The organism is Frigidibacter sp. (assembly GCF_030695035.1).
GTDB lineage: Bacteria > Pseudomonadota > Alphaproteobacteria > Rhodobacterales > Rhodobacteraceae > Frigidibacter.
Genome location: NZ_JAUYTT010000012.1, coordinates 74,863 through 93,965 on the forward strand (window position 1 = coordinate 74,863; position 19,103 = coordinate 93,965).

Sequence of the window (19,103 nt, forward strand, 5' to 3'; positions counted from 1 at the left end):
AGAATTTCGTCGACGGCCGAAATTCTGTAAGACGGCATCCGTTGGTTCCATTGCTACCAGCAAGGAAGAGAAGTTGGCTTCGAAGACTTCAGGAAGGGCGCAACACCCTCACGCCCCTTCCCGCACCTCATCCCAAACCGACACCGTCTGCCATCCCAGCATCACGGCGCCCTCCTGCACCTCGTCCACCGCCACCGGCGTCGCCGAAGTGTCGATCCGCCGCCGCCATTGCCCCTCGGGCAGCGTCACCTCGATGTCGTCCCCGGCATTGAACGCCATCACCAGCCGCGCCCCCTCGGCCCGGTCCATCACCAGCACCAGCGTCCGCAGCTCGCCATCGGACCAATCCCCGTCCCTCATCGGCGCGCCCGAGGGATGCAGCCAGCCGACCCGTACCGCCCCCGGCAGGTCCGGGGCGCCCTCCTCCTGCGCGAAACGAGCGCGGGCCAAACCCTCGCCCTCTTGCCGGAAGGCCATCAGATCGGCCACCACCTGCACCAGATCGTCGTCGAGATGCTCCCAGTCGGTCCAGGTCGTGTTGTTGTCCTGGCAATAGGCGTTGTTGTTGCCCTGCTGGGTGCGCGCGCCCTCATCCCCGGCAAGGATCATCGGCACGCCCTGGCTCAGCAGCACCGTCGCCAGCATCGCCCGCACCCGGCGCTGGCGCGCTTCCATGATGCCGGCGTCATCCGTAGGCCCCTCGGCCCCGAGATTGTCCGAGATGTTGTGGTCATGCCCGTCGGCGCCGCCCTCGCCATTCGCCTCGTTATGCTTGTCGTTGTAGGACACGGTATCCCACAGCGTGAACCCGTCATGCGCCGCCACGAAGTTGACCGAGGAGGTCGCCGGCCGGAAGGTGTGGTTGAACTGCACCGGCGAGCCCAGCAGCCGCTGCGGCATGTCCTGCAACAGGCCATCACGCCGCCAGAAGCCGCGCACATCGTCGCGGAACTTGTCGTTCCATTCGCGGAACGGCCAGGGGAAGCCGCCAACCTGATAACCGCCCTCGCCCACGTCCCAAGGCTCGGCGATCAGCTTCACGCCCGACAGGATCGGATCCTGCTGCAGCGCCGCGAAGAACGCGCCCTCGCGCTCGAACCCCGTCGCCTCGCGGCCGAGGGTCGAGGCGAGGTCGAAGCGGAACCCGTCCACATGCATCACCTCGACCCAGTAGCGCAGGCTGTCCAGCAGCATCCGCAGCACCATCGGATGCGCGACGTTGACGGTATTGCCGGTGCCAGTCACATCGAAGCAATGGCGCTTGTCCTCGGCCAGCAGGTAATAGCTGGCATTGTCGATGCCGCGGAACGACAGCGTCGGCCCCAACTCGCTGCCCTCGGCCGTGTGGTTGTAGACCACGTCGAGGATCACCTCGATCCCCGCCGCGTGGAAGCGCTTCACCGCCTCCTTGACCTCGCCCAGATGCCCTGTCGCGAGATAAGGCCAATGCGGGGCAAAGAAGGTCAGGGTGTTGTAGCCCCAATAGTTCGCCAGCCCCCGGTCGCGCAGGATCCGGTCCTGCAAGAAGCCCTGCACCGGCAGCAGCTCGATTGCCGTCACGCCGATGCGCTGCAGATGCTCGATGACCGGCGCACTGGCGAGGCCCTGAAAGGTGCCGCGCTCCTCCTCGGGCACGCCGGGGTGGCGGCAGGTCTGGCCCTTCACATGGGCCTCGTAGATCAGCGTCTGCTCCCAGGGGGTGCGCAGGGCGCCGTCGCTCTCCCAGTCGAAAGCGGGATCGACGACAACCGCCTTGGGCATGAACGGGCCGGAATCGCGCGTGTCGAAGGACAGGTCATCCTCGCCCAGGGTATAGCCGAACATCGCGTCATCCCAGGTGAAGCGGCCATGCAGCTCGCGCGCATAGGGATCGAGCAGCAGCTTGTTGGGGTTGAAGCGGTGGCCCTCCTTGGGCGCATAGGGACCATGCACCCGGTAGCCATAGGCCTGCCCCTGCCGCACGCCCGGCAGATAGCCGAACCACACCCCGCCCTCCATCGCCGGCAGCTCCAGCCGCTGGGTCTCGGTCTGGCCGTCGCTGTCGTAAAGGCACAGCTCGACGCTGGTGGCGTTCTCGGAAAAGAGGGCGAAGTTGGTGCCATCGGCATCGGGTTCGGCCCCCAGCCGGTGCGAGCGACCGGCGGAGAGATCGAAGCTGAACAAGCTGTCTTCCCGCATGTTTACACCGACCCGAAGCTGCGCGCACGCTGTGCGCCATAAACCGGCCGCACGCCCTGCGCCTCGCGCCGCGCCAGCATGCCTTGCGTCACCAGCACCGTCCCGCCAGAGCTGCAGCGGAACCAGCGCGCATCCTCGCGCGCGTCCTCGCCGATCACCAGCCCGGCGGGCACATGGGCGCCAGGCGCCACGATGGCCCGCACCACCCGCGCGCCGCGGGCGACCGATCCGCCCGGCAGGATCACGCTCTCATTCGGCCAGGGATCATCGCCCGCCACCCGCGCCGCAAAGGGCCGCGCCTGCCCAGTGGCCTGCGGCAGCACGCTGTCGGGCATCGCGCAGGGCCGCGCGGCCCCGGCGAAATCCAACTGCGTCACGCGGTAGGCATCGAGCGTGCCGACATCGCGCCAATAGGGCCGCAGCTCCGCCCCCTGCCCGGTCAGCCGCCAGACATTCACCGCCCCCGCGCGCACCGCGGGCGGCAGCAGGTCATGGCCGAAGTCATGCCCCGACCCGGCATCCAGCGCATCGGCCACCAGCCGCGCCCGCAGCCAGGGCCAGTTGAAGACATAGATCCCCATGCTGGCCAGCGCATAGGCGGGGTCCCCGGCCATCCCCGGGGGATCGGCGGGTTTCTCCACGAAGTCCGTCGCCCGCCCGTTGGCATCGGCACTGAGAATGCCGAACTCGGTGCCACTGGTCCGCGGCACCACATGCGTAGCCACCGTCATCTCGGCGCCGCTCGCCACATGAGCCTCGATCATCGGACGGAAATCGATCTGGCAGACGTGATCCGCCGCCATCACCACCAGATGCCGCGGCGCCCGCGCATCGATGGCGGCAATGTTCCGCGTCACCGCATCGGCAGTGCCGATATAGCCCTCGGACTGCCCGGTGACATCCGGCCCATGCGCAATGCTCAGCCCGCCTCCCGCCGCCTCAAAGGCCGGCGCCCAGTGCCCACGCAGATGCCGGACCAGCGTCTCGGGCCGGTATTGCGTGCAGGCGATCATGTCGTTCAGGCCCGAGCGCAGGGCGTTCGCCACCGCGAAATCCACGATCCGGCGGCTGCCGGCAAAGAACACCGCCGGCTTGCACTCGCCGCTGGTCAGCTCATGCAGGCGGCTGCCCTTGCCGCCCGCCAGAAGGACCGCCAGCGCGCCGGCCGAGGGGGCGCCATGCTGGCTGCGCGAGACGGAATGCGGGCGGGGGGATTGCTGGTCGCGCATGGAAACCTCGGGGGTTGCTGGGAGAGTGGAAGGGCGTTCCGGGGGCGGCAGGTGCTACGGTCGGAAACGCAAAGCGGCGGGGAATGTTCCTGCAAGGAGTATGGGGATGACAGGATTTCGTCCCAGCCGGCGGGTGGGTATGGCACTGGCACCAGCACCTTGAAAATTCGCTTGACCTGAAGTGACTTCACGTCGGTAAACCATCGCCACGAAGAGGAACCGCTGCCATGAAAATCTCGGAAGTTGCCGACCGAACAGGCCTAAGCGTCACCACGATCCGTTACTATGAAAAGTCGGGGCTCTGCGCTGCCATAGCGCGAGGGCCCGACGGGAAGCGACGATTCAGCAAGAATGATCTGGACTGGCTGACGCTGCTGTTCTCGCTGCGCGAAACGGGGATGCCGGCCGCCGAGATGCAGGATTTTGCAGCGCTCTACCTCAAAGGCAGCGCAACGATTCCGGAACGCAAGGCAAGGCTGGCGGCTCACGACCGTCGCCTCGACGAACGTCAGGCACAGCTTGACCGCTGCAAGGCCCTGCTCGCGTACAAATTGGCCAGATATGCCGAGATCATGGGAGAACTGGCATGAGGATCATCCTGGTGGGTGCAGCGGGCGACATAGGGCGGGCGGCGCATGAGGCCTTGGCGAAGAGGCATGAGATCATCGCCGTTGGCAGATCCAGCGGGGATATCCGGGTCGATATTGCCGACATGGCCGCCGTTCGGGACATGTATCTGCGTGTCGGACGCTTCGATGCCGTTGTCTCTTGTGCTGGAGATGTCACCTTCGCGCCACTGGCTGACCTGACGCAGGACACCTTCATGCATGGGCTGCGCCAGAAGGTCATGGGGCAGGTCAATCTGGTTCTTGCAGGACTGGCGCTGATCGCCGATGGCGGCTCCTTCACACTCACGAGCGGGGTGCTCGACCGCGATCCGATCCCTATGGGCACCTCTGCGGCAACGGCCAACGGAGCCTTGGCAGGATTTGTCACCGGGGCCGCAATAGAGATGCCGCGCGGAGTGCGGGTGAATGTCGTGAGCCCTGGCCTTCTGGAGGTGTCAGCGCCTCGATATGGAGAGTGGTTTCCGGGGCATAGGCCGGTCGCGTCGGAAGACGTAGGGCGGGCCTTTGTCAAAAGTGTCGAGGGGGCATTGAACGGACAAGTCATCATCGTCGGATGATGCTCGCGGCTTTCCCTGCGGGGGATCCGGCACGCGTGGGGCGCTATCCTGCATCCTCGGGGATCTGTCTCTCGCATTCGAGAACTGCGCAGGAAGCACACCGAGGCGATCAGCCGCGCCTATGCCTCTGCCACCTACCCCGCCCCGCCCTCGACCCACACCGCCACATTCCCCGCATCGCCACCGTCAAAGCTCCACACCGGCTCGCCCTGCCCTTCCGCGTCGATCCCCAGCCGCACCCCCATCCCGCCCCGGCTGCGCACCACCTCCAGCGGCCCGCCGGCCTCGCCCGTGACCCTGACGTCACCCTGCGCGAAGACCTCCGGCCAGTCCGCCCGCAGCGCCAGCATCCTGCGCAGCAGGGCGGTCTTGGCCTGCCCGAAGGCCGTCACCGGCCCCCCTGCCGCCAGCGAGGCAAAATCCACCGGCAGCCGGTTGTCCGGGTCGGTCAGGTGGAACGCCCCGTCCTCGGTGCCCTGATAGGTGTCGGGCACCCCGGGCAGCATCAGCTTCAGCGCCATCTGCGCCAGCGACAGCACCGCGCCGCGGGCGTGCAGGACTGCGACCTCCGCGGGCGGAGTCTCCCATGCCGCGCAGAGGGCCGACGTCCAACCCAGCGCCGCAGCCTCGGCGGCCTCATCCGGCTCTGTATGCGTCGTGACCTCCTTGGCCTCGCGCATCGCCTTCCTCACATGCTCGGCCAGCCGTTCGGGCACATCCGCCCGCCCCGGCTCCCAGACCGCCAGCCAGGCTTGCACGATATACCAGCGCAGGTTGCCGGCCACCCCTTCGCCCGGCAGCGCCTCCGCCGCCTCCCAGACCGCCGCAAAATCCTCTGGCGCGTGGGACATCGCCACCAGTCGCATCCGCGCATCCTCGGCGCGCTTGGTGTCGTGGCTGGAGGTCAGCACCATCGCCTCGGGCGCCTCGACAATCCGCCGCGCGAACCACGCGCCGAACGCGTTTGCCGATATCGCCGGCTCATCCGGGTCCGAGCCCACCTCATTCGCCGCCAGATAGCGGTTGAAGCGGAACTCGGCGGTATCCTCATGCGCCTTGGCCGTCAGCGCGCCGGTCACCTGCTGAAAGCGCGTGCGGAAGCCCGCATCCGCGCCCGGCCCCGTGACCAGCCGCGCCAGAGCCGGCACCAGCTCTACCTGCGCCGCCTCCACCGTCCCGGCCATCAGCGCCAGATCCTCCGGGTGCGCCTCGCCGCCATCCAGATAGGTCCGATAGCGCGGAAACGCCGCCAGCAGCGCCCGCACCGCCGCCGCCAGCGGCGCGCGGTCCTGATCGCCAAGCGCCGCGCAGGCCAGCCCCACCAGAGCCGTCACCTCCGCCCGCAGATCCGCCCCCAGCACATCCTGCTTCGCCTGCGCCAGCGCCTGCCCAAAATCCCCCTCGAACCCCGTCGCCCTGCGCCAGACAGCGTCCAGCGCCGCAACCCCTTGGGCCCGCGTCAGCACCTGAGCAATCGCCCGAGCCGCCTCATACCCCGTGGTCCCCTGCACCGGCCAGTCGCGCAAAGCCTCGTCGCCAGTCAGGATCTTCTCCACCCAGACTGGCAGGTCGCCCACCCGCCCGCGCAGCTGCGCAAGATACCCCGCAGGATCGGCCAAACCGTCGACATGGTCGATGCGCAGCCCGTCCACCTCGCCCGCCGCGATCAGCTCGAAGATCAGCGCATGGACATCCTCGAAGACCTGCGCCTCCTCCACCCGCACCCCGATCAGCTGCGTCACGTTGAAGAACCGCCGATGACTCAGCCGCCGCTCCTCGGACCGCCAATGCCGCAGCCGCCAATGCTGCGCGTCATGCAGCCGCTGCATCGCCTCTGGCCCGGTCCCGATCCCCTCGGCACTCCCCGGCGCCAGCGGCAGCACCAGCGCGCCAAGCCGCAGCATCGGGCCCTCGGGTGCCTCCTCCACGACCGCATCCGCCAAAGCCTCCGCCAGATCGCCCTCCAGCATCGGTAGCAAGAGCCCGCCCCCGCCCCAGTCGATATCGAAATGCCGCGCGAAGCGGCTGCCCTCGCCATGCCGCATCACATCCGCCAGCCAAGGGGTCGCCACATCAAACGCCATATGGTTCGGCACCACATCGAGGATCAGCCCCATACCCTGCGCCCGCGCCGCCGCAGCCAGCCGCGAGAAGCCCGTCCGCCCGCCCAGAACCGGGTCGACCTCGGTAGGGTCGGTGATGTCATAGCCGTGGGTAGAGCCTTCGCGGGCCGTCTGCACCGGCGACAAGAACAGATGGCTGATCCCCAGCCCGCGCAGATAGGGCAGGATCGCCTCCGCCTCGGCAAAGCCAACCCCGCCGCGCAGCTGCAGCCGATATGTCGCCGTCACCGGCATTCTGTCCGTCATCGTCACACCTCCACCCAGACCGCAAACCCAACTCCTTCAGTCTCGAACCCCAGATCCGGCGCGCGCATCGCCTCCTCTGTGCCCGCACCCGGCCCGAACCGAGCCGCCACGATCAGCCGCCCCGCCGCGAACGGCCATTCGGCGCGCAGCGCCCGATCCCCGGTACGCGTGACAACCGGATCTCCCGCCCGCCCCGACTTCAGCAAGGGCACGATCAGCCCCGCCCGCAGCTCCAGCAGCTGCGTCGTCAGCTCCCGCCATTCCGCCGCCCGCGCGCTCCCGCTCTCGGCAAAGGGCCGCGAGGCATCACGGGTGGCGGGGTCGAGCGGATCGGGCGCGCGTTCCGCAAAGCCCTTGAACCCGGCGAATTCCTTGGCGCGGCCCTCGCGCAGCGCCTTCGCCAGATCGCCGTGGAAATCGGCGAAGAACAGGAACGGCGCGCGCGAGCCCTCCTCCTCGCCCATGAACAGCAGCGGCGTGAAGGGCGCGCACAGCAGCAGCGCATGGGCCACCTGCAGCGGAGCGTCGTCGGCAAGCGCCGTCAGCCTCTCGCCAAGCGCCCGGTTGCCGGTCTGGTCATGGTTCTGGTTGAAGTTGATGAAGGTCGGCCAGGGCAGATGGTGCGACGGCTCCCCCCGCCGGTCCTCGGTGCCGGGGCGAGGCTGCCCCTGCTCGACATAGCCGCCTTCCAGCGCCAGGCACAGATCGGCCATCGGATCGACGGCATAGGGCGCGTAATAGGCCTCATCTTCGCCGGTCAGCAGGCAGTGGATGGCGTGGTGGTAATCGTCGTTCCACTCGCCGGTATAGAGCCCAGCCTCGGGCTCATGCAGGCGGGTAATGTTGCGGTTGTCCTCGGTGGTCAGGTGGATCGGCCGGCCCAGATCGGCCGCGCGGACCCTTTGCGCCAGCTCCACCAGCAGCTCCGGCTCCGAGGGGTCCTCGATCTGGTCGGTGGCATCCAGCCGCAACCCATCGAGCCGGTATTCGGTGAGCCAGTAAAGCGCATTCTCGATGAAGAACGCCCGCACCGGCGGATCAGCATAGTCGATGCCCGCGCCCCAGGGCGTATGCCGCTGCTTGTCGAAGAACTCCGGCGCGTAGTCATGCAGATAGGCGCCATCCGGGCCGAAGTGGTTGTAGACCACGTCGAGCAGCACCATGATCCCATGGCCTTGCGCCGCCGCGACCAGCGCCTTCAGGTCCTCCGGGCACCCATAGCCCCGGTGCGGCGCATAGGGCAGCACCCCGTCATAGCCCCAGCCATGCGCGCCGGTGAACTGCCCCACCGGCAGGATCTCGATGGCCGTGATGCCGAGCGTGGCAAGGTCCGGCAGACGGCGCGCGGCGGCGGCGAAGGTGCCTTCCCGCGTGAAGGTGCCGATATGCAGCTCATAGATCACCGCCTCTTCCCAGGGCCGCCCGGCCCAGGGCTTTTGCCACCGAAATCCGCGCGGATCGACCAGCAAGGACGCCCCATGCACATCCACCGCCTGCGCCCGCGCCGCCGGGTCGGGGCGGAAGGCGCCGTCGATGACGAAGCCATACTCGGCGCCCGCCTCTGCCGCCGCCTCGCCGCGCCAGAAGCCATCCGATTGGCGCTGAAGCGGCGTGTCAGTCTCGCCAACCCTGACCGCCACTTCTGCCACGGACGGCGCCCCGAGGCCGAACCGCCAGCGCCCATTCCCCAGTGGCTCCGCCCCCCAACTGCGCGGGAAATGCAGCGCCTCGCCGGTCATGAGGGGGCGGGGATCGGCGGGGGCGTCGGTCAAGGGCGGCACTCCGGGAGCAGGGGAAAACAAGGGCGCGGCCCGGGCGGGCCCTGCCAGCCCGTCAAGAACCGGCCCCGAGGCTGATGGTTCCGGACGGCAGCGAAGTTTACCGACCTCGCCCGGATTTTCTGTACCCCGGACTGAAGGCGCGATGGAGCGCGACTCCCTTGCGGCGACATCCTCCGCGAGCCTTTTGAGCCAAGAATCTGATTTCCAATTAAATATCAGATTGTTGCAGGACATTCTTCACAGATTACATCAACATCACCCCGCAACCCTCTCAAATCGCGCCCCTTGCATCCGCCCCCGCAACCGCGGACATCTTCCCGCATGACCTACGCGCTCTCCCTCACCCGCCGCCGACTCCTCACCCTCCTCGCGGCGGCTGTCGGCGCCGCCCTCTTCGTCGCCCTCAGCCTGCCGCTGCCCTTCCTGCTTGGCCCGATGCTGGCCTGCCTGATCGTCGCGCTGGCGGGGGCACCGATGGCCGACATGGGCGCGGTAGGCGTCTTCATGCGCACCTTCCTCGGCGTTGCCATCGGCGCCACCGTCACGCCCGGAATGCTGGCCGCGCTGCCGAGCTACGGCATCACTTTGGCGGTGGTGCCCCTCTTCGTTCTGGCGATCGGCGCCGTCGGCTATCCGTTCTTCCGCAAGATGGGTTTCGACCACCCCACCGCCTTCTACTCCGCCATGCCCGGCGGGCTGCAGGACATGCTGGTCTTCGGTGCCGAGGCCGGGGGCGACGTGCGCGCCATGAGCCTGATCCACGCTACCCGCGTGCTGGTCATCGTCACCGCCGCGCCGGTGATCCTGCATCTGGCCTGGGGCGCGGACCTGACGCTGCCGCCGGGCATCCCCTTCAGCCAAGTGCCGCTTTATGAAATCGCGCTGATGGCGCTGGCGGGCCTGATCGGCTGGAAGGGCGGCGAGCGCATCGGCCTGTTCGGCGCCTCGATCCTTGGCCCGCTGATCCTAACCGCGGCGCTGAGCCTGTCGGGCATCATCCACTCCCGCCCGCCGGCCGAGGTCATCATGGCCTCGCAATTCTTCATCGGCATCGCGGTCGGCGCCAAATATTCCGGCATCACCTGGCGAGAGCTGCGGGTAGATGTGGGCGCCGGCATCGCCTTCTCGCTGATGCTGGCCGCCATCTCTTTGGCGGTCTTCGCGCTGGTCAGCCTGCTGTCGGATGCGCCGCCGCTGGACCTGCTGCTGGCCTTCCTGCCCGGCGGGCAGGCGGAAATGGCGGTGATCGCCATCGTCGCCGGGGCCGATGTCGCCTTTGTGGTGGCGCATCACCTGCTGCGGATCTTCGTGGTGATCCTGCTAGCCCCCCTCATCGCGCGCTGGACGGGCCGCTAGCCCTCCTCCGCCTGCCTCACCAGCCAGTCGCGGAAGGCGCGGAAGCTTGCCCGCTCCTCGCTCCGCTCCGGCCAGCTCAGCGCATAGGGCCAGCGCCCGGGCATCGAACGGCGCGAGGCAAGGCGCAGCGCGCCGCTGGCAAGATCGGCGCCCACCAACACCTCTGGCACCAGCGCCGCGCCCATCCCGGCGCGCGCCGCCGCCAGCACCATCCCGAACTGCTCGAACCGCGCGCCGCGCAGGATGGTGATCGGGTCCATCCCGGCATCGAGGAACCAGTCCAGCCACAGGTTCGGCCGCGTCGCCTGTTGCAGCAGCGGCAGGCGTGCGAGGCCCGTATCCTCCAGCAGATCCCCGCCCGGCAGCAGCCCCGGCGCGGCCACCACCACCAGCCGTTCGGGCACCAGCACGGCAGAGCGCAGCCCCGGCCGCGGCGGGCCGCGCAGCACCGCGAGGTCAACGGGGGCGCGGTCGAAATCCACCGGCTCCAGCGTCGCGGTCATGTCGAAGGTCACATCGGGCGCGCCGGCGGCGAAGCGGCGCAGCCGCGGGATCAGCCAGATCGCCCCGAAGGTCGGCAGCGCCGCGATGCGCAGCACCTCGGAATGCCCGCCAAAGGACATCACCGTCAGCGCCGCGGCATCGAGATCGGCGAGGATCCGCCCCGCCCCCGGCAGCATCGCCCGCCCGGCATCGGACAGGATCAGCCGCTGCCGCACCCGGTGAAAGAGGCGCACCCCCAGCCGCGCCTCGAGGCTGTTGAGCGACCGGCTGACCGCGCTTTGCGTCAGGCCAAGGGCGGCGGCGGCCCGGGTGGTGGACCCGGTTTCCGCCGCCTGCACGAAGGCCTGCAATTCGGGCAGCGTGGGGGTGTAGGCATGGCGCATGGCGGGTCCGGTTGATGAGTTTGGCTCATGACCCTGTAAAGCCTATTCATTTGAACCCGGCAAGCGGCGGGGCTAAAAGGAACCAACGCGGCGCGCAGGCGCCTGCACCCGTAAACCCCGGAGACCGCCATGACTCAAGCTGCAGATCGCCCCACGCTCAAGGCCAAGGACGCCCCCGATCTGGGCCGTTTCGACTGGGAAGATGCGTTCCGGCTGGAGGATCAGCTGACCGAGGAAGAGCGGATGCTGCGCGATGGCGCCCGGTCTTACGCGCAGGAAAAGCTGCAACCCCGCGTCATCGCCGCCTACCGCGAGGAAAAGACCGACCCTGCGATCTTTGCCGAGATGGGCGAGATGGGGCTTCTGGGCGTGACCATCCCCGAGGAATACGGCGGGCTTGGCGCAGGTTACGTCGCCTATGGCCTCGTGGCGCGCGAGGTGGAGCGGGTGGACAGCGGCTATCGCAGCATGATGAGCGTGCAGTCGAGCCTGGTGATGTATCCGATCTATGCCTACGGGTCGGAAGAGCAGCGCCGCAAGTACCTCCCCAAACTGGCGTCCGGGGAATGGATCGGCTGCTTTGGCCTGACCGAGCCTGATGCCGGATCGGACCCCGCCGGCATGAAGACCACCGCCCGCAAGACCGACGGCGGCTATGTGCTGAACGGCGCCAAGATGTGGATCTCGAACTCCCCCATCGCCGATGTCTTCGTGGTCTGGGCCAAGTCCGAGGCGCATGGCGGCAAGATCCGCGGCTTCGTGCTCGACAAGGGCATGAAGGGCCTCAGCGCGCCCAAGATCGGCGGCAAGCTGTCCTTGCGCGCTTCGATCACCGGCGAGATCGTGATGCAGGATGTGGAAGTGGGCGAGGACGCGCTGCTGCCGCATGTGGAAGGGCTGAAGGGCCCGTTCGGCTGCCTCAACCGCGCCCGCTATGGCATCAGCTGGGGGGTGCTTGGCGCCGCCGAGTTCTGCTGGCACGCGGCGCGCAGCTATGGGCTCGACCGTAAGCAGTTCAACCGGCCGCTGGCGCAGACCCAGCTTTACCAGCTTAAACTGGCCAACATGATGACCGAGATCAGCCTTGGCCTGCAGGCCAGCCTGCGCGTCGGCCGGCTGATGGACGCGGCCGAGGCGGCGCCCGAGATGATCTCGCTGGTCAAGCGCAACAATTGCGGCAAGGCGCTGGAAATCGCCCGCATCTCGCGCGACATGCATGGCGGCAACGGCATCCAGGAAGACTTCCAGATCATGCGCCACATGGTGAACCTTGAAACGGTCAACACCTATGAGGGCACCCATGACGTCCACGCCCTGATCCTCGGCCGCGCGATCACGGGGCTGCAGGCGTTCTTCTGAACCCTGCCAATCGTTCTGGTCCAAATATCCCGGGGGGAGTCCGAAGGACGGGGGGCAGAGCCCCCCTCTTTTTCTTCCTGGCGGGCAGCGCCCCCTAGACCAGCCCCGTGAACCGCTCCGGCAGCCGGTACAGCTCCTTGCTGCGCCCGCCGCCGAAGAACCAGTGCCCGCCGGGGGTGACCTCGCGCTTCTCCTCGACCATCCGGGTGCGGAACTCGGCGAAGTCCACCGTCTCGGCCACCGGCTCCAGCTTGGACAGCTTCAGGAAGCTTTCGGCATCCCGTTCCCAGATCGACCGGCGGGGCTTGCCCTCGGTGGTCTCGGCCTCCTGCACCTTCATCTGGCGGCGGCTTTCCAGCCGGGCGAGGGTGATGTCATGGCTGACGAAGCGCATGTGGATCAGGTAGAGGTTCGGGTCCACCCCGCGCTTGTTGATGCTGCACGAATGCCCGCCGGGCGAGAACATCAGCGGCACCCGGGTGATGCAGGGCTTGGAGTAGTTGGCGTTCAGGCGGAACAGCCGCCGTCGCGACAGCACGGTTGCGCCATCCTCCAGCGGCTCGGGCTCCAGATCGGGGTTGTGGATGATCTCCAGCCCCAGCGGGCAGGCGACCTGCGGCACCTGACGGCGCGGCAGGCCGTTGAGGTAGGTCAGCAGGTCGGGCGCCACGAGGGGATCGACCAGAACCACCTCATCGACATCGCCGCAGATGACCCAGTTATGATAGCGCAGCAGGCCATTGGTGAAATTCGACAACAGCTCCCACCGGCGGCGGTCGAACTTGGTGCGGGTCGCGTCATAGGGCACGTTGATGACATTGGCCCCGGCGGCGATCTCGCGGATCTCGGGGTCGTTGCCATGGCTGAGAACGTAGAGGTTTTCGCGGCCCAGCAGCCCGCCGTAATAGGCCAGCCAGCGGCGCAGGAAGAAGTGGTCGTTCTTGACCATCGTCACCGCGGCGCCGGGCGCCTTGGTCGCGTCGATGATGCCGCCCGCCGATGTCTCAGCCATGCCCGCCGCCCCGTTTCCGCTTTTGCGCAGAATGGCATAGCGGCTGCGGGCGGGCAATGGCGGCCAGCCTTGCTGCATCGCGGCAGTTGCCCGAGCCGGGGCCGCATGGTAGTTTGACGGCAAGGTGCCGCGGCAGATGGCACCGTCGCAGGGCAAGCTGGGGGCAACATGGTGGCCGGGACAAAGCGCACGGCCAAGGCAATGCCCGGGACGGCCGGTTCCGGGCCCGCGGCGGCCCTCAAGACGGCGCCTGCCCGGACCACCGCCAACACCGCTCCCCGATCCGCCGCGCCCAAGGCCCTGCCTGCGGAGGACAAGCCGAACGCGGTAGCCGCCAAGGGGCCCTCGCGGGTGCTGCTGTCCTCGCTGCGCAACGAGGCGCCGGTGCTGCTGGAATGGGTCGCCTATCACCGCGCCATCGGCTTCGACCGCATCGTCATCGCCCATAACGACTGCACCGACGGGTCGGCCGAGTTGCTGGCGGCGCTGGAGGCCATCGGCTGGGTGACGGCGCTCGACAACGCGGTCAGCACCAGCGAGGCGCCGCAACGGATGGCGGCGGCGCGGCTGATGGACTCGGGTGCGCTGCAGGACGGGGACTGGGCGATCTGGCTGGATCTGGACGAGTTCCTGAACATCCATGTCGGCGACCGCACCCTGACTGCGCTGCTGGAGCGGATCGGCCCGGCGAAAGCGCTGCTGATCCCCTGGCGGCTGTTTGGTGACAGCGGCATGGGCGGGTTGCCGACCCGCTTTGTCGTGGATGCCTTCACGATGGCCTCGGCTGCCGGGCTGGACGAGAACCGCACCATCAAGACGCTGTTCCGCTTTGGCCCGCAGATCGCCGCGCTGGACATCCACCGCCCGACGCTGGCGGAGGGCGGCCCGCTCGGCTGGGATGAGGCGCTGACCGCCACCGGCAACCCGGTAGAGCAAAGCTATATCCCGCACCAGAACTGGCTGGCGGGGATGAGCACGCGGAATTACACGCGGATGTCGGGCGCCGATTTCGGCTGGGATCTGGCGCAGATCAATCACTATTCGGTCCGCACCCGCGCCTATTTCCACCTCAAGCGGCTGCGCGGGCGCGGCTATGCCTCGGCGGCAGCGGGCAGCAAGCGGCCCCGGCATACCGATGACCTGTTCGATACGCTGAACCAGAATGTCGAGCGCGATGACAGCATCCTGCACTGGCGCGACAAGGTCACCCGGCTGATGGCCGAGGCGGCAGATGATCCGCGTGTGGCAGCGGCGCTGGACGTGGTCGAGGCGCGCATGACGCAGAACGCGAAGCTTGCAGCCGCGGCCGCGGCAGAGGCGGCGGCAGAGAGTAATGAGTGTGACGGGACCGAGGATCTGCCCGGCAAGACAGACCCGATCCCGTCTTTGTTGGAGGGGACAGACATGGACGACACAGAGGTGATCACCCAGACGGGCGAAGATTTCCGCCCGGTGATGTGGTTTCCAGACGAGGTGAAAGACTTCGTGCAAGAGCGCTACCGCGCCGCGGGCTGTATCCTTGAATATGGGGCCGGCGGCTCGACCGTCTTCGCCGCGGGCGAGACCGGCGCACAGATCCTGAGCATCGAGAGCGACCGGGACTGGGCCGCGAAGATTTCGGGCTATCTGGAGCGCGAGGGCCTTTCCCGGCCGGGCGTGGAAATCCGCTGGGTGGATATCGGGCCGACCGGCCCCTGGGGCAAGCCGACCAGAGCGCGGGACTGGGGCAAGTTCCACAGCTACCCGACGCAGCCCTGGCACGATGCGGGCTTCGATCCCGATCTGGTGCTGATCGACGGGCGCTTCCGGCTTGGATGCCTTGTCGCGGCGGCGCTGCATTGCCGGCGGCCGATGACGGTGCTGATTGACGATTACGCGGGGCGCCCGCCCTACCACCGGGCCGAGGCGATCCTTCCGCTGACCCGGATGATCGGCCATATGGCGCAGTTCGATCTGGAGCCCCGGGCGTTTACCAATGCCGAGTTCGCCCGGATGCTGCCGTGGTTCTTTACGGTGGAATGACGGCCCGCAAGCGGCCCCGGGGCAGCTGATCCCGGGGCTGGCGCGTCGCGCTATTCCTCCAGCGCGGCGGCGGCGTCGATGCCCACCTGCTCGCACATCCGCGCGGCATAGCTGCCCGGCAGCGGCGCGTTCTTGCGCCAGTAGGGCTTGGTGCCGTTGGTGTAGAGATGCACCGAAAGCGTGGCATCGGTGAAATGCCCCTCGACCCGGCCATAGGGGTCGTAGAACACGTCATTGAGCTGGAACGGCACCGGGTAGAGCACCTCGCGCGGGGCGGCCTTCTCGAAATCGCCGGTCTTCTTGGCGAAATGGGTGAAGGCCTGCGGGCCGAAGGCGGTGCGCTCCACCTCATAGATGCGGATCGAGAGCGGGACGGACTGGTCCAGCGCGTCCATCTTCTTGCGCAGGCGTTTGGGCCACCATTCGGGATAGGCGGGCAGGTTGTCGTAATAATCCAGCAACTGGTCCATCAGTTCGCACTCTTGCGGCAGGCCCACCACGCCGCAGTTCAGCGCGCCGATCATGCCATGGCCGCCGAAGACATAGTCCATGTCCTCGGGGAAGGGCCGGTGGCAGAAGGCGTCGCAATCGATCCAGATCGCGCCGGTCTTCTTGATCATCTTGTAACGGAACACGTTCGACAGGAACGAGGGCGAGGTTTCCTTCACCACCTTCATGTCGATATCCATGATGTCCGAGGCGGGGCGCAGCTCCACACCTTCCGGCGCATTCTTCACGTCATCGGTGCAATAGAGCGTGGTCGGATGCCCCTGCAGCAGATGTGACTTGAGGCAGAGCTGGTTGAGGTAATGCAGGCGCTCGCCGATCCACAGCGAGGCGACCGGGCGTCGGGTCAGTTCCATCTATAAGCGTCCTTCCTGTCCAGTGTCGCCCTGCGGGTCTTGCGGGCCAAGGCGTAGCATCTGCGTGCATCTCTATGCCGCCTGTTCGTCGGTTTTGCGAAGCGGTGCAAGCGCCCGCATCAGGCTTGCCAGCACCAGCCGGCCATAAGCCCCATTCTTGTGCGTGCTGTCGCCGCGCTCGGCGGCGTGGCGCGTTGCATAGGCGGCGGCGGTAAAGCAGCCCTGGGTCACGCTGCGCTCGGCCTGCGGCAACAGGGTGATGCCGTCTTCGGCCATCACCTCGCGGATCAGTGCCCATATCGCGGCGCGCTCGGCAGCGGTGCCGTGGACGGCATCGGGGCAACGGTCCAGAAATTCGGTGCTGATCCCCTCGGTCGGGAAGGAGACCGGCGCGAAGAATATCTGCGCCCGGCCCTGCGCCGCGAAGGCCTGCGCAAAGCCAAAGGCGCGCTGGTCGGCCAGATGCGCGCGGATGATCTCGCGCCGCACCCCGGTGGAGAGGAAAAGGTCGGGGTGCCGGGCGCGGTGCAGGAACTCGGCAAAGAGCATGTTGACCCGGGTGCGCGCGCCCATGAACAAGATCGCGTCGAAATCGTCGGGGCGCAGCAGGCGGCGGCCGCGGGCGTTGACGGCCGCGAAGCGGTTCGCGGTCACCTCATCCTCCGGGACCAGCGCGCCGCCCTGCAGGCCGATCATGCGAAAGCGGTTGCCGACGGTGCCCCAAAACTCCAGATCGACCTGCGGGCCTGCGGGATCGCGCCCCTTCAGCGCATAGCGGATGCTGGCGATATGGCTGTCGCCGAAGATGCACAGGCGGATCGGTTCACTTGGCAAAGGCACCCAGCAGCTCCTCTTCGCATTGCACATCGGCCGAGGCATCGTCGGGCTCGGTATCCTCGCGCGCCTGCCGTTCGGCGCGGGTTTCAGGCGGGTCCACGGGCGCAGCTTCGGCCGGGGCGCCGAAGATCCTCTGCTGATCGGCAAAGAAGCTGTCCATGACGAAGCCCACGCCCTCGGGCAGGACCGACCGCAGGTTGCCGGCATAGAACATGCCGCGGAACGGGGTGCCGGTGATGATCTCATAGGACGGGAAGTAATCGGTGCCGGGGTCTTCCTCGGCGAGGGTGCCGGCCACGGCGCGCAGCACCGATTTGGAATAACTGGTCGCGTTCAGCACATGAGCGCCGCTGGCGGTGGCGGTCAGCGGCACGGGGGAGACGGTCAGCAGCACCCGCAGTTTGGGGTTCTGGGCCCGCAGCACCGCCAGCGCTTCGCGCATCCGGGCAAGGACTGCGTCATAGTCCTGATTGACGAAGCGGTGAAAGCGCGGGCGGAACTTGCCGGCGACGGTGCCCGGGCAGAGCGCATATTCGACGCCGCTGCGCGAATGCTGCCAGCTTTCGGTCAGGCCGAGGGTGAAGACGAACACATCCGCCTGCGTCACCGCGCGGCGGATCGCGGCAAGGGTCGCTGTGCGTGAGGCCAGCGCCTCGGTAGCGCTGACAAAGCCGCCAGGCTCCACCGCCGGGCGGAACGGGTCGAAGAAACGGCCGTCCTTTTCCCACATGTCCTCGGGGGGCGGCGTCTCGCCAAAGGCCCAGTCCAGCCACTGGGCCAGCATGTTGGCGGTGTAGATATTACCGGTGCGAAAGCTGAAAGTGCCATAGTGGAACTGGCCCCGCACCGCCTCCGGCAGCCGCTCCGGCGCAGGTTCGGCGTCCAGCCAGCGATAGCCGCGCGCGGCGAGCGCCCGGCCGATATGCTGGGCGAAGCACGAGCCCGCGGTGACGATGCGGTCGCGCCGGGCGATGCGGAACTTGGGCGTCCACAGCTGCTCGATCTGCAACGGCGCGCGGTCGGCCACGGCGGGGCGCCAGAAGCTGCTTGGCGGCAGGTCGTCATAGGGGGTCATTGCGCCCTCCCCTCCGCCAGATGAGGATGTTCTTCAAGCACCTTGCGGCGCGCGGTGCGGGCGAAGAGGTAATCGCCATCGGCCAGCATGTAGTCGCAGGCGCGCAGCAGCAGGCGCGGGTGGTTCCGCTGCGCCAGCGTCTCGATGAAGTTCCGCCGCCAGGTGCGCAGGCCCTTGCGCCGGCGCAGGTTGCGCCAGAATTCGGCGCCGACATCGCCGGTCTCGGCGAATTCGCGTAGCATCTGCGGCAGTGCGTCGGATTTCACCACGGTGCGGATCGCCTGATGGCTGGAATGGCCAAGGCGCAGGAACCGCACCCCCGGCCCGCGCAGGCGGGCGGCGTGCAGGCGATCTTCCGGCACGAAGGGGTCGTAGAGGATGACCGCGTTCTGCACATAAGGGATGGCGGCGGCGGCATCGAGGAAGGGCTGGTCGGTCCAGTTCATCCGGGTGACGGGGTGGCTGAAGCGCCGCTCGAACGGGCAGATGTCCCGGCTCATCGTCGATTGCGGGCTGAAGGCCAGCACCTGCGCGCCGGGGATCAGCGGCGCAAAGTTCAGCGCGGCGAACCCGCCCATCGAGGCGCCAACCAGCACCACCTTGTCGAACTGCGCGAAGAAGCTGCGCTGTTGCAGGCCGCGGATCAGGGCGGGGGCGGTCTTTTGCCGGAACCAGTCCTTGCGGAAGCTTTGCACCCCCAGCAGCGAATAGCCAAGGCTCGCCACCCGCGCCTGCATCCACGGCTGGCGCGGATAGGGCGTGTCGAGCGTGGCGAGATTGTCGAAGGTGACGAACAGCACGCGGTTACGGCGTTCGAACCACAGGTTGCCCTCGGCCCCCTCCAGCAGGAAGGTGTCGAGGCCCGGCGCAGCATCCAGGGTGGCGACCGGCGGCATCGCCAGCGTGGCGTGCCCGTCATCCTCGTCTGTTTCTGCCGGCTCTGCCATCA

The 19,103-nt window shown here is 67.8% G+C and carries 15 protein-coding genes; 5 read left to right on the top strand and 10 right to left on the bottom strand.

What is annotated here, in order from left to right; translation table 11 throughout:
• Nucleotides 1-108: 108 nt before the first annotated feature.
• Together glgX and Q8S30_RS11755 are read right to left on the bottom strand one after the other, a co-directional pair.
• Nucleotides 109-2,178: a glycogen debranching protein GlgX gene (gene glgX, locus Q8S30_RS11750; RefSeq protein ID WP_305666206.1), complete on the bottom strand. Its 2,070-nt coding sequence runs from the start codon at nt 2,176-2,178 to the stop codon at nt 109-111.
• Between the two features lie 2 nt (nt 2,179-2,180).
• Nucleotides 2,181-3,407, bottom strand: coding sequence for a sugar phosphate nucleotidyltransferase (locus Q8S30_RS11755; RefSeq protein WP_305666207.1), 1,227 nt, complete (start codon nt 3,405-3,407; stop codon nt 2,181-2,183).
• 227 nt (nt 3,408-3,634) lie between these two features.
• On the opposite strand from Q8S30_RS11755, the gene Q8S30_RS11760 reads away from it, so the two are divergent.
• A complete protein-coding gene (locus tag Q8S30_RS11760; RefSeq protein ID WP_305666208.1) occupies nt 3,635-3,997 on the top strand; it encodes a MerR family transcriptional regulator in 363 nt (120 codons plus the stop codon).
• Nucleotides 3,994-4,593: a short chain dehydrogenase gene (locus Q8S30_RS11765; protein WP_305666209.1), complete on the top strand. Its 600-nt coding sequence runs from the start codon at nt 3,994-3,996 to the stop codon at nt 4,591-4,593. Before Q8S30_RS11760 ends, Q8S30_RS11765 begins: the two co-directional genes overlap by 4 nt.
• Nucleotides 4,594-4,727: 134 nt before the next feature.
• Here Q8S30_RS11765 and treY read toward each other — a convergent pair whose 3' ends face one another.
• The gene (gene treY / locus Q8S30_RS11770; RefSeq protein ID WP_305666210.1) at nt 4,728-6,962 is read right to left on the bottom strand and encodes a malto-oligosyltrehalose synthase; all 2,235 of its coding nucleotides are present in this window, start codon (nt 6,960-6,962) and stop codon (nt 4,728-4,730) included.
• A gap of 2 nt (nt 6,963-6,964) precedes the next feature.
• Complete coding sequence (treZ, locus tag Q8S30_RS11775) at nt 6,965-8,734, bottom strand: malto-oligosyltrehalose trehalohydrolase (protein WP_305666211.1); 1,770 nt, start codon at nt 8,732-8,734, stop codon at nt 6,965-6,967.
• 330 nt (nt 8,735-9,064) lie between these two features.
• On the opposite strand from treZ, the gene Q8S30_RS11780 reads away from it, so the two are divergent.
• The gene (locus tag Q8S30_RS11780) at nt 9,065-10,099 is read left to right on the top strand and encodes an AbrB family transcriptional regulator (RefSeq protein WP_305666212.1); all 1,035 of its coding nucleotides are present in this window, start codon (nt 9,065-9,067) and stop codon (nt 10,097-10,099) included.
• On the opposite strand, the gene Q8S30_RS11785 is transcribed toward Q8S30_RS11780, so the two are convergent.
• Nucleotides 10,096-10,986: a LysR substrate-binding domain-containing protein gene (locus Q8S30_RS11785; RefSeq protein WP_305666213.1), complete on the bottom strand. Its 891-nt coding sequence runs from the start codon at nt 10,984-10,986 to the stop codon at nt 10,096-10,098. The two genes, Q8S30_RS11780 and Q8S30_RS11785, sit on opposite strands and share 4 nt — an antisense overlap.
• A 129-nt stretch (nt 10,987-11,115) precedes the next feature.
• On the opposite strand from Q8S30_RS11785, the gene Q8S30_RS11790 reads away from it, so the two are divergent.
• Nucleotides 11,116-12,345: an acyl-CoA dehydrogenase gene (locus Q8S30_RS11790; RefSeq protein ID WP_305666214.1), complete on the top strand. Its 1,230-nt coding sequence runs from the start codon at nt 11,116-11,118 to the stop codon at nt 12,343-12,345.
• A gap of 94 nt (nt 12,346-12,439) precedes the next feature.
• On the opposite strand, the gene Q8S30_RS11795 is transcribed toward Q8S30_RS11790, so the two are convergent.
• Complete coding sequence (locus tag Q8S30_RS11795; RefSeq protein ID WP_305666215.1) at nt 12,440-13,357, bottom strand: glycosyltransferase family 2 protein; 918 nt, start codon at nt 13,355-13,357, stop codon at nt 12,440-12,442.
• A gap of 201 nt (nt 13,358-13,558) precedes the next feature.
• On the opposite strand from Q8S30_RS11795, the gene Q8S30_RS11800 reads away from it, so the two are divergent.
• Entirely contained in the window at nt 13,559-15,379 is a 1,821-nt protein-coding gene (locus Q8S30_RS11800) for a glycosyltransferase family 2 protein (protein WP_305666216.1), read from the top strand.
• 50 nt (nt 15,380-15,429) lie between these two features.
• Here the strand turns inward: Q8S30_RS11800 and Q8S30_RS11805 are convergent, their stop codons facing one another.
• From Q8S30_RS11805 to Q8S30_RS11820, 4 genes are all read right to left on the bottom strand, one after another.
• The gene (locus Q8S30_RS11805; RefSeq protein ID WP_305666217.1) at nt 15,430-16,242 is read right to left on the bottom strand and encodes a hypothetical protein; all 813 of its coding nucleotides are present in this window, start codon (nt 16,240-16,242) and stop codon (nt 15,430-15,432) included.
• 72 nt (nt 16,243-16,314) lie between these two features.
• Nucleotides 16,315-17,082, bottom strand: coding sequence for a hypothetical protein (locus Q8S30_RS11810; protein ID WP_305666218.1), 768 nt, complete (start codon nt 17,080-17,082; stop codon nt 16,315-16,317).
• The gene (locus tag Q8S30_RS11815; RefSeq protein WP_305666219.1) at nt 17,066-18,154 is read right to left on the bottom strand and encodes a GSCFA domain-containing protein; all 1,089 of its coding nucleotides are present in this window, start codon (nt 18,152-18,154) and stop codon (nt 17,066-17,068) included. Before Q8S30_RS11815 ends, Q8S30_RS11810 begins: the two co-directional genes overlap by 17 nt.
• Nucleotides 18,151-19,101 carry a hypothetical protein gene (locus tag Q8S30_RS11820; RefSeq protein ID WP_305666220.1) on the bottom strand — a complete coding sequence of 317 codons (951 nt, stop codon included), beginning with the start codon at nt 19,099-19,101 and terminating at the stop codon, nt 18,151-18,153. The genes Q8S30_RS11815 and Q8S30_RS11820 overlap by 4 nt, the downstream gene beginning before the upstream one ends.
• Between the last annotated feature and the right edge of the window lie 2 nt (nt 19,102-19,103).